Below are 11,126 nucleotides of genomic sequence, written 5' to 3'. Positions count from 1 at the left end.
CTCGGAGATGTGTATAAGAGACAGATTTGATAGAGGTGGATACAATTTTTTTAACTTTGCAATTATATTTGCTAACTCCGGTTTAAACATATCTGTTTCATTAAAATAAATCAGTTCCTTTACTACCTCACATCTGTGATGTGGTATGGTATCTCCGGAAAGCTCGGTTTTACTTATCCTTCCACCTTTTGATTCATAGAGATACCACATCCTTGAATCACCTATGCCAGTGTTTATTATTATTGCTTCCGGTCTCTCTTCATTTTCTGATTTTCTGATAATTTGAAAAACTATATTCTCAATGGCTGGCATTAGTTCCCATTTCTGAGGATCCAGGGTTTTAAGAAGTTCCTCACCTGCTACAATCAAATGATTTATTGTATTGTAGGAAGCGGTTAGTCTCTCTGTAAGGTCCTTTACCCTGAGAAGCATCCTGATCCTTGCAAGGACCTCATCACTATCGAAGGGCTTTGAGATGAAATCCTCAGCACCGGCCTCTATTCCTTTTATCCTGTCTTCCTTTGAGGTGAGAGCAGTAATCATAATAACCGGAATGTGTCTCAGTGATTCATCTCCTTTAATGGTTCTGCAAACCTCATAACCGTTCATACCTGGCATCATTACGTCAAGCAGAACAAGATCTATATGATTACCTCTTATTTTTTCCAGTGCCGACGCCCCGCTCTCAGCAGTGAGAACCTCGTATCCCTTTAATGAGAGGATAGATTCAAGGAGTCTCAGATTTACAGGTTCGTCATCCACGCAAAGTATCTTTCTTTTCTTGTCCATCTTTTCCCCCGTGTATCCATTGTTTTGCCGGAAGCTCAAATATAAATGTACTGCCCCTTCCTGGCTCACTCTCAACATTCAGCCTTCCACCGTGCATCTCCACAAATCTCTTAACAAGTGCAAGTCCTAAACCTATACCCTCATAGGATTTTGTATAGGGAGAGGAAAGAACAGTAAACCCCTCAAAAATCCTGGGAATGTCAACAGGATTTATACCTTTACCCGTATCCTTAACTGAAAATTCTATAAATTCAGGCTCATGAGGAGCATTGTAAGAAGACTTTTTCACTGAAAGAATAACAGAGCCATGAAGAGGAGTGAATTTTATAGCATTGCTCAGGAGGTGCATGAGTATATCTTTGAGTTTTATCCTGTCAGCCTCAATCATAAACTCATCTGGAAGTTTATATATAAATTTATAGGAAAGAGATTTCTTCCTGGCCTTTGAACTGAAGAAATTGAAGGCTGATTCGACCAGGTCCTTTAGTCTGAAAGAACTATAGGAAAGACTCATATCCCTCTTCTCAAGAGCGGCAAAATCAAGCATCTCATTGACTACTGTAAGAAGTCTCTGACCGCTTTCATAGATTTCCTTTATATAATCCCGCTGGGCATCATTTAGTTCACCATAAAGATTGTCAAGAAGTATCCTAGAAAAACCAAGAATGGAATTGAGGGGAGTTCTGAGCTCATGATTTATATTTGCGAGAAATTCTGACTTTGCCCTGCTTGCCCTTTCTGCAAACTGTCTTGCCATCTCCAGCTCTATGGTCTTTTTGTTTAACTCTTCATTCAGTGCCTTCATCTGGATATTTGCTACCTCAAGTTCCTCTGTCCTCTTTCTGACTTCATCTTCCAGATGTTCCATTATAAGCCTGTTTTTTACAGCAAGGGCTGCCTGATTGGAAATAATCCTCAGTGTTCCAATCCGGGAAGATGTAAAAAAATCTCTTTCTTCACTATAAAAAACGAATGTTCCTATGCACTCATCTCCTCCGTAAAGAAGAGGCACAGCAAACACTGAGGTATATCCCGTCTCTTTTGTCTCTTCATGGTGCTTAAGATCAGGTTCATTAATCTCTAAAAGATAGGGTTTTTTTGTCCTGATTGAGATGCCAGCAGGATTTCTCCCATCAGAAGAGTCATCCCATCTAAAATGCTTAGTTGAGAAATAACCATCCTCAAAGCCAGAATAACCTGCAGGTCTTATATCAAAAGACCCTTGCTCAATAAGTCCTATCCAGCAGCTCTTTAATCCATAATAATCCCGCACTATCTCACATATTGAATTATATGGATTCTCAAAATTAATAGATTGAGTAATCAGGCGGGATACTTCATAAAGGGTAGAGAGTTCTATATTTTTATCACTCTTCATCTAAGTTATATAGGAAATCAGGGTAAAGACAAGGACCACAAGGCTCAGATATCCGTTCATATTGAAGAAGGCTATATTCAGTCTGCTCAGGTCATCAGGTCTTACAAGCCTGTGTTCATAAAAGAGTATCAAACCAGCAAAAACCACACCTCCAAAGAACCAGCTCCTGAGTTCAAATAAAAGACCTGTCATGAAAAGCAAAGACCAGGAGATTATATGAAAAATTCTTGATATAAGAATTGCCCTGCTGATCCCAAGTCTTGCTGGTATAGAATAAAGACCGTACTTCCTGTCAAAGTCCACATCCTGAAGGGCATAGAGGATATCGAAGCCAGCAATCCATAAGGCTACAGAGAAGCCCAGGCTAAGTATCCTGGGATCGAAACTTCCTGTAACAGCTATCCAGGCACCAAGCGGTGCTGCAGATATGGTGACACCAAGAAAAAGATGGCTTAATGATGTAAATCTCTTTGTGTAGGAATAAAGAAATATAAACCCGAGGGCTAAAAAGGATAATTTAAAACAGAGAGGGTTCAGTTTCCAAGCTGACAATATAAAAAAAGCAGTTGCTATTAACACCAGCCCCGATGCTTCAAGGGTGCTTACCTTTCCTGAAGGTATCTCTCTCATGGATGTCCTGGGATTAGCTTTATCTATGTGCCTGTCTATTATCCTGTTTAAGCCCATGGCAGCAGTTCTTGCAGAAACCATGGCAATAACTATCCAGATGAATTTCTCAAGTTCAGGAAAACCATCTGATGCAATAAAGGCTGAGGTGAGAGCAAAAGGAAGGGCAAAGACAGAATGAGAAAATTTAATCATTCTCAGATATGCGGACAATCTCTCAAAAATCTTTGAAACCATCATCTTTTCGCTTATCACGTTAAATTATTATACCAGAGATATTGGTAAAAGAGGCTATGACATGGATTGTAAAAGATGCACTAGAAAAAATCCTTTTAAAAGTAAAAGGGCTCTTCGCTGAAAGGATCAGGAACCAGAATAAGAGGAGGCTATGAGAACGTCAGATCTTGATGCTCTTGTAATAGTGAACTAGAAAAACCCATTAATTGAAAAGGCAATCACAAGAAATTTAGGAGCAATCACGATGCTGAGTGGCGGTTCATGAAGCCACATCTATTATCAAAAGAATTTATAAAAAATGTAAAATATTTTTTCATGGAGAAGCGATGCAGATTTAAGTTAATGTCATATACTTAACTGTATGCACCAGTCCCTCAAGAAGAAATATAATTGATTCCACATCAAGAAATTCAGGTGTTATGGCATCAAAGAGTATCTTCAGGGATGAAAGAAATTCTTCATCTGCCCTTGAATAAAGTATTAGTGTTCTTATCTTTGGCAGAAGATCCAGAGTAATTGCAAGATCCGCTGGATAGCCCTCCAGATTTTTACCTCCGAGGCTTTCAAAAACTTTAAGGATCCTGCAGGGATTAATGTCAAAGATTTCCCTTAAAGGAGATTCGCAATCCCTCTGGAATGTGGATGCCTTAAGAAGACCACCCCTCATCTCTGAGAAGGATATCCATCTGCCCGTAAAATTACCCCTTCCACCTGTTCTTATATAATGAAGAAGCAGTATTTTGATCCATTTGTTTTCTACCTCTGGAATAACAGAGCCATCCCTTTTTATTAGATAATCCCTGCCAATACATCTTATGAACAATCCATCTTCAGTAAGCCCAGCACCGAGATGAGCGGCTATGTCATTAAAATTTATCCTGGAAACCTCTTTCTTAAGAGACTCTATGAGATTGTCTCTCCAGTCAGACTTAATGAGATGAGCTCTAAGGTAATTCCTCTTTTCATGCTCCATATAGGGACATTCATCAAGCAGAGAGGGTTCTCTATTCACTTTAATTGCAAAGGCCATGCATGTGCCTGGAGAACATTCCCTGCAGTTTTTGCCTGGAAGGAGTTTGTAAATCTCAAGCTCTTTCATTATCCACTCCTTTCAAAAATGTAGGTAGAGAGGGATAAAAAGATTAAAGATGAAAGAGCCAGTACGAGTATATCAAGATAGAGAGGGAAGTCAAAGACAGCATGGTTCAAAAGGATATGTTTCAGTCCATCAATTCCATAGGTAAGGGGATTGACCGTTGCGGCATATTTAAGAACCAGGGGCAGTTTCTTCAGAGGATACATTGCTCCCGAAAGAAAGAACATCGGCATAACAATGAAATTCATAATCATGCTGAAGCTCTCAAGACTTTCATAAAAAGAGGCTATCACAATGCCAAGTGTTGCAATAGAGAAGGAAAGGAGCATTATCATAAAAAATGAATTGACAATATCCCAGAGTGTCGGATAGATTCCGATAAGGGGTGAGAGAATCATGATCAGCATGGCTTGTATTGTGGAAAGAATTGTTCCACTCAGCGCCTTTCCAAGGACTATAGAGAATCTCGATACAGGAGCAACGAGTATCTCTTTTAAAAATCCGAATTCCTTATCCCATATTATTGATATAGAAGAAAATATAGCACTGAAAAGCACAGTCATTCCTATAATCCCGGGAAATATAAATCTTAAATAGTCAGTACCTGTTACATCCTGAGGAACAAGCCGTGATATTCCCATACCCACAAAGAACAACCATATAAGTGGTCTTACCATTGTGGAGATCAGTCTGCCCTTCTCTCTGAAGAATTTTATTAGTTCTCGCATTATAATTACATATACAACCTTAACCTCTGTCAAAACGCCTCCTGTATGCCCTGATGGATTCCTTAAACTCGTCTTCAGGTGCAGTATCCCTTATCTGTCTTCCGGTGAGTTTTAAAAAGACATCATTAAGGGTTGGCCTCTGGAGTCTTACTGATATCACCTGGTCTCCGAGAATCTTTATCAGTTCAGGTATGCACATATCACCCTTTATGCCGTGTACGAATATTTCTCCATCCCTCTCACCGGTTTCAGCCTTAATCCTCTCGCTTAATATTTCCATTGCCTTTTTATTGTCTTTTGTCCTGAGATAAACAACATCTCCTCCTACCAATCTTTTGAGCTCTTCTGGAGAACCTTCAGCTATTATCCTTCCGTGATCAATAATGGCTACTCTATTACAGACCTCTGCTTCATCCATATAATGGGTTGTCATGAATACAGTAACATTGTGTGTCTCAGGTAGCCTTACAATATGTTCCCAGAGCCCTGCCCTGGACTGAGGATCGAGCCCGAGGGTAGGTTCATCAAGAAAAAGCACCCTGGGATAATGCATCAGACCCCTCGCAACCTCAAGACGCCTCTTCATACCACCTGAGAATCTCCTTACAGGTTCATCCTTTCTTTCATAGAGATCCATAAAGTGCAGAAGCTCTTCTATCCTTTTTTTTGCCCTCTCCCTGTTCAATCCGTAAAGATAAGAATGAAAGAGAAGATTCTCGTAAGCCGTAAGGTCCTTATCAAGGGTCGTATCCTGAAAGACTATTCCGATTGAACTTCTCACCCTGGCAGATTCTCTTACACAGTCATATCCGTTTATATAAGCCCTTCCAGAGGTTGGCTTAAGGAGCGTACAGAGTATATTAATGGTTGTGGTCTTTCCCGCACCGTTTGGACCGAGGAACCCGAATATAGTTCCTTCCTGAACCTCAAGATTGAGATTATCGACTGCCCTCAGTTTTCCGAAGTCCTTTACAAGTGATTCAGTTTTTATGATAGATGCCATATATCACACATGAAATCTGAAATTAATTATATCTCCATCCCTTACAATGTAATCTTTGCCCTCAAGCCTGAGAAGTCCCTTTTCCCTTAATATAGCAAGGCTGCCTTCCTTTATAAAGTCATCAAAGCTAACCACCTCTGCCCTTATGAATCCCCTCTCCATATCTGAATGAATCTTTCCGGCTGCCTTCTGGGCACTTGTCCCATCCTTTATTGTCCATGCCCTTACCTCATCTTCACCCACAGTAAAAAATGAGATATAATTCAAAAGACCGTAGGAAATTCTGATAAGTTTATTCAGTGCCGGTTCATCTATACCGAGACCCGAAAGGAATTCCATCTGCTCTTCAGGGGTCATCTGTGAAAGCTCCATTTCAATCTTGCCTGAAAGAGCTATTATCCTTACCTTCTCTTTGAAAGTGGAACTGAATTTCTGAAAATATTTCTCCGCACCTTCAATTAGAGATTCCCTGTCCCTGGAGTTCATGTATTCATCGGTATTAAAAACAACAACCTCTGGTTTATCGGAGAGGAACTGCACGGGTCTCAGTATCTTCTGTTCTTCTTCGCTAAATTGCACAAATCTTAAAGGTTTTTCAGATTCCAGGGCATCCCTGCATTTTAGAAGAACCTTTATCTCCTCCTCTGATGGTTTCTTTCCTTTTTTCTTAGCCTCCTCAATTCTCTGGAGCCTCTTCATAACAAGCTCGAGATCACCGAATATAAATTCAAATTCAACTGCCTCAAGGTCTCTCAGCGGGTCTGTATTACCCAGAGGATGAATAACAGCTTCATTCTCAAAGGCCCTCACAACATGCACTATGGAATCAGAATCCCTCACAAGGTCAAAAACCTTTCTGTTGTGAGCTACATCGCCCCTTGTAAGACCTATATAATCGATGTACTCTACTGTTGCAGGGATAACCCTTGCAGGCTTGAATATACTTGCCAGAGTCTCAAGCCTTCTATCAGGTACCTTTACCGTGGCAATATGTGGTTCCATCTCTCTCGTAATATATAAAGACGTAGGAAGGCCAAGTCCGGTAAGGGCATTAAATATTGTGGTCTTTCCAGAATTTGCCAGTCCTGTAATTGGTAATTTCACAGTATCCTTCAGGAAATTTTGCCCTAAGCTAAATAGTTTTTTAAAGAAAAAAAAACCTTTAAGGCTTAAAAATTTTTTTTAATTATGGTATTATAACAAAAAAATAGCTTCCAAGCGGGAGCCTGGGCGAATTAAAAAAAAATTTATGAGATTATTAAAGATTACAGTTCTTACTTTCATCCTTCTATCTGTCTTCTTATTTATTAAAGATTCCTCTGCCTCTGATAAAAAAACCATAGGTGTTATACTTCCATCAAATATTCCCTATTACGAAGATATTCATTCCCATTTTCTAAAAAAAATTGAGGCCCTTATCCTGGCAGGCCAGGTAGATTTTTTAATTCAGAAACCCTTTCCTGATCCCATCGCCTTGAGCAATGCAGCAAGAAAACTCATCGCCCTTAATGTGGATATAATATTATGTTATGGAACCGAGGCAACGATTGCAGCCCTGAAAGAAAGACCTGACCAGCCTGTTGTATATGCTGCAGGATACAGTCCTGCTCTTGAAAAATACAGAACCAGAAATAGCACAGGCGTTGAATTCAAAACGCCAATCTCAAGCATCACACGCTATCTTAACAGCATGAAGGAAATAAGAACAATAGGTGTAGTTTATAATCCATTAGAAAGTGATTCCGTTCACCAGCTCAATGAGATAATGAAATGCTGTCCTTATTATAAGATAAATGTCTTAAGGATCGGTATAAAAAAACCATCTGATATGAAAGACATACTCAGAGATGTAAGTTTAGATGCTATTATCTTTACAACAAGCAGCATAGCAAATATAGCTCTTTCAGAATTACGAGAATACGGAGTGCCTGTGGCATCACTTCTTCCCAGGAAGGATGCAAAACCTGTAATAACCCTTTATCCTTCAGCTAAGAAACAGGCTGAAAAGACCGCTGCTATTATACAAGCAATACTGAAAGGAAAGAAACCTCATGAGATTGTTAGGGATTCCAGTGCTGATATGGAACTTATCTTTGCTATTGGTGAAGCCCAGCGACTCAATCTCCGTATACCTGCTGATTTACTTACAGAGTCAACTGAGGTGATCAACTGATGGGGTTCACAATCTCAAGCTTAACCTCAATATTCATCTTTATCCTCCTGATTAACTCTAACTGTTTTTCCGAAGAAAATAAAAGAAAGGAAATCCTGATAGGTCTTATTCCTGAAGAAAATATCTTCAGGCAGATGGATAGATATAGACCTCTCGGAGAATACCTCACCTCTCGCTTGAATATAAATACAAGATTTACTATCCTGAGCAGATACGGAGATATTATAGATAGATTTGTAACGAGAAATCTTGATGGAGCTTTTTTCGGAGCCTTCACCGCTGTCCTTGCAATGGAAAAACTAGGAGTGGAACCTGTTGCAAGACCAGTAAATTTAGATGGAACCTCAAGTGCAGAAGGTTATATCTTTGTTAGAAAAGATAGCGGCATAAATAACGTTAAGGATATGAGGGGTAAAACCATTGCCTTTGTGGATAGAGCCACCGCCACAGGCTATATCTTCGCCCTTGCCTATCTGAGAGAGCATGGTATAGAAAACCCTCTTGATTATTTCAAGGAATATTACTTTACAGGAAGTCATGACTCAGCACTTTTAAGTGTCCTTGATGGAAGGGCTGATATAGGCGTGGCAAAGAATAAGATCATAAAAGAAAGGATTAAAAAGGATCCTTTGATAGAAAACGAGATACTGATCATTGCACGCTCCAGTGCTCTTCCGGATGTTACACTCTGTCTTTCAAAAAAACTCGAAAAGGGACTCAGGGAAAAAATTAAATATATACTTCTTACAATGGATAGAGATCCTGAAGGAAAAAAGATTCTTGAGAAACTCGGAGCTCTCAGATTCGTTTCTGCCTCAAAAGAGGATTTTGAATCAGTCTATAATCTTCTTAAAAAAGCCAATATTGATATAAAGACTTACAGATACAGATGAAAAGAAGACTGTTTATATCTCTGGGTCTGCTTTTTATACTCTTTTCCACCGGGGTGGGGATAACGGTGTATTATATCTATAAAACTACTACAGACCTTGAAACCGTTATAAGTCTCCACAGAGTAGAAATAATCAGGCAGAATCTTGTTATAAATACCCAGACTGTTCAGACCCATCTCTATACCATAGGAACTGCTTTCGGAAGCGAATTGGATGTCATAGTTGAACATGTATCTGATCTTGACAGATCTGTACAGAGCTGCAAATCCTGCCATCACAGTAAATATCTCACTGAAAAACTTAACAGTCTAAGTGATATGGTGGAACAGTATAAGGATGCCCTGAGTGCCCTTATTACCACAACTGCGAACAGAGAGAGGATTGAGAGATTAAGACTTGTTGCAATAACACTGGGTAATACCCTTCTTAGCATGGTTCAAGAAATGGCCTTTACTGCAGACCAGAGGCTTTATACGAAGACTGTAACCGCCCTGAAAGAGATAAATAACTCCAGGATAATATTATTCGTAACTCTATCACTTGCATTTATTGCAGCATTAATTGTTGCTCTTATATTTACAGGGCAGATAACAAAATCTATAAGAATTCTCATAAATGCCACAAAGGAACTCAAGTCAGGAAGACTTGGTGTCACAGCCAGTTATCCTTATAAAGATGAATTTAGAGATCTCTCCGATGCCTTCAATGATATGAGCATAACACTCAAGAAAAATCATGATGAGCTGCTGGGATTCACGAAAAGACTATCCCATCTTTACAGGGCGACCATACCCCTTTATGCCCTTACAGAGGAAGGGATGCCCTATAGTGAGCTCACGGAAATTGTAAAAGAACTCTTCGATGCTAATGATTGTAAAATATTTGTCAGGCAAGGCGATGGATTCGTCAATATTAGCAATCACGAGATGAGAATAAAGGAAAAGGAGATGGAAGCCCTCTATCTTTATTATAAAAAAGAGCCAGCAATATACACAGTTACATCAGCTCCTTCCATAAAGGGGAACTTTTTTGACAATCTTCATGAACCTGCTCTACTTATATGGATAAAGGAACAGGAAAAGCTTTCAGGTCTTCTGTTGGTACTTAATAAAAAAAACGGGATATTTGATCAGACTGACATCAATATAGCTGCTATACTTTCCAATATAATATCTGTTTCCTTTATAAATGTAAAGCTTATGGAGAACCTAAGAACTCAGATGAGGGAGCTTCAGCAGACACAGGAACAGCTCATCCAGGCTGCAAAGCTTGCTGCCCTTGGTGAAATGGCATCCAATATTGCACACGAACTGAACAATCCTCTAACAAGTATAATTGGATTTTCTGAATTATCCCAGGAGGAGACTGACATTGAAACCATCAAAAAGGATCTTAAGATCATTGAGCAGGAATCCCTCAGAGCAAAGGAGATAGTAAATCAGCTCCTTGAATTTGCCAGGAAAAGGTCAATAAACATAGAAGAAGTCAACCTGAATCTTCTTCTTCAGGAAGTCCTTAAGCTTGCTTCTCTCCAGCTCAAACACAGCAATATAAATGTAATAGAGGATTTCGGACAGATACCCACTATCCAGGGAGACCACAATCAGCTAAAACAGGTCTTCCTGAATCTCATAAATAATGCTATTCATGCAATGCCTGATGGTGGCACACTGACAATCAGGACCGGTCTTCTTGATAAAGAAAATGTTTATATTGATGTTGAAGATACAGGACACGGTATCACGCCAGAAATACTTCCCAGGATCTTTGAACCATTCTTTACAACAAAAAAGGAGAAAGGGACAGGTCTGGGTCTTTCAATAAGTTATAAAATTATTGATAGTCACGGTGGATGGATAGATGTGAAGAGCGAAGTAAACAAAGGAACAAAATTTAGCGTCTTCCTTCCTGTCAGGCAATTTTCCTCACAAGTATCTCATCAGCAATCTCAGGATCAATTGCTATAACTGTCTCTTCAACCTGGAGCACTATGGTTGGTTTTTTCTGAAGGAGTTTTATTCTCGCACCTGGAATTATGCCCACTGATGAAAGTTTCACAACACTCCCCTTCTGAGAGGGTACTATAAAGACTATCTTAACCTCTGTACCAGGCTCTATAGTGGAAAGCCTTGTTACAAGAGGTTCAAGCTCCACACGATACTTTTTACAGCATTCACCCCTCGGTATTGCTTTTCCATGAGG

At 39.5% G+C, this 11,126-nt stretch carries 11 protein-coding genes; 3 read left to right on the top strand and 8 right to left on the bottom strand.

Annotated elements, in window-relative coordinates; genetic code table 11:
* The 7 genes from N2257_09200 to ychF form a co-directional block, all read right to left on the bottom strand.
* Positions 1-789, bottom strand: a 789-nt coding sequence (locus N2257_09200; protein ID MCX7794560.1) for a response regulator, incomplete at its 3' end; no start/stop codon positions are given.
* Complete coding sequence (locus tag N2257_09195; GenBank protein ID MCX7794559.1) at positions 755-2,167, bottom strand: GAF domain-containing sensor histidine kinase; 1,413 nt, start codon at positions 2,165-2,167, stop codon at positions 755-757. The genes N2257_09195 and N2257_09200, both read right to left, overlap by 35 nt.
* Positions 2,168-3,034, bottom strand: a complete 867-nt coding sequence (ubiA, locus tag N2257_09190; protein ID MCX7794558.1) for a putative 4-hydroxybenzoate polyprenyltransferase — start codon at positions 3,032-3,034, stop codon at positions 2,168-2,170.
* Positions 3,035-3,365: 331 nt separating this feature from the next.
* Positions 3,366-4,130 (bottom strand): DUF3786 domain-containing protein, encoded by a 765-nt coding sequence (locus N2257_09185; GenBank protein MCX7794557.1) that lies wholly within the window; start codon positions 4,128-4,130, stop codon positions 3,366-3,368.
* Positions 4,130-4,888, bottom strand: a complete 759-nt coding sequence (locus N2257_09180; protein ID MCX7794556.1) for an ABC transporter permease — start codon at positions 4,886-4,888, stop codon at positions 4,130-4,132. Before N2257_09180 ends, N2257_09185 begins: the two co-directional genes overlap by 1 nt.
* Positions 4,875-5,858, bottom strand: a complete 984-nt coding sequence (locus N2257_09175; protein ID MCX7794555.1) for an ATP-binding cassette domain-containing protein — start codon at positions 5,856-5,858, stop codon at positions 4,875-4,877. The genes N2257_09180 and N2257_09175 overlap by 14 nt, the downstream gene beginning before the upstream one ends.
* Before the next feature lie 3 nt (positions 5,859-5,861).
* The gene (ychF, locus tag N2257_09170) at positions 5,862-6,962 is read right to left on the bottom strand and encodes a redox-regulated ATPase YchF (protein ID MCX7794554.1); all 1,101 of its coding nucleotides are present in this window, start codon (positions 6,960-6,962) and stop codon (positions 5,862-5,864) included.
* Positions 6,963-7,107: 145 nt separating this feature from the next.
* Between ychF and N2257_09165 the strand changes: the two genes are divergently transcribed.
* Genes N2257_09165 through N2257_09155 form a run of 3 tightly spaced genes read left to right on the top strand, consistent with a single transcriptional unit; the run spans position 7,108 to position 10,891 of the window.
* Positions 7,108-8,031, top strand: coding sequence for a hypothetical protein (locus N2257_09165; GenBank protein ID MCX7794553.1), 924 nt, complete (start codon positions 7,108-7,110; stop codon positions 8,029-8,031).
* Positions 8,031-8,924, top strand: a complete 894-nt coding sequence (locus N2257_09160; GenBank protein ID MCX7794552.1) for a phosphate/phosphite/phosphonate ABC transporter substrate-binding protein — start codon at positions 8,031-8,033, stop codon at positions 8,922-8,924. Before N2257_09165 ends, N2257_09160 begins: the two co-directional genes overlap by 1 nt.
* The gene (locus N2257_09155) at positions 8,921-10,891 is read left to right on the top strand and encodes an ATP-binding protein (protein MCX7794551.1); all 1,971 of its coding nucleotides are present in this window, start codon (positions 8,921-8,923) and stop codon (positions 10,889-10,891) included. Before N2257_09160 ends, N2257_09155 begins: the two co-directional genes overlap by 4 nt.
* Here N2257_09155 and N2257_09150 read toward each other — a convergent pair.
* On the bottom strand, positions 10,836-11,126 hold a 291-nt coding region (locus N2257_09150), incomplete at its 5' end, for a ferrous iron transport protein A (GenBank protein ID MCX7794550.1). The genes N2257_09155 and N2257_09150 overlap by 56 nt on opposite strands.

The organism is Thermodesulfovibrionales bacterium (genome assembly GCA_026417875.1).
GTDB lineage: Bacteria > Nitrospirota > Thermodesulfovibrionia > Thermodesulfovibrionales > CALJEL01 > CALJEL01.
Note: the sequence above shows the minus strand (reverse complement) of the source record. Positions and strands in the feature narration are given on the sequence as shown.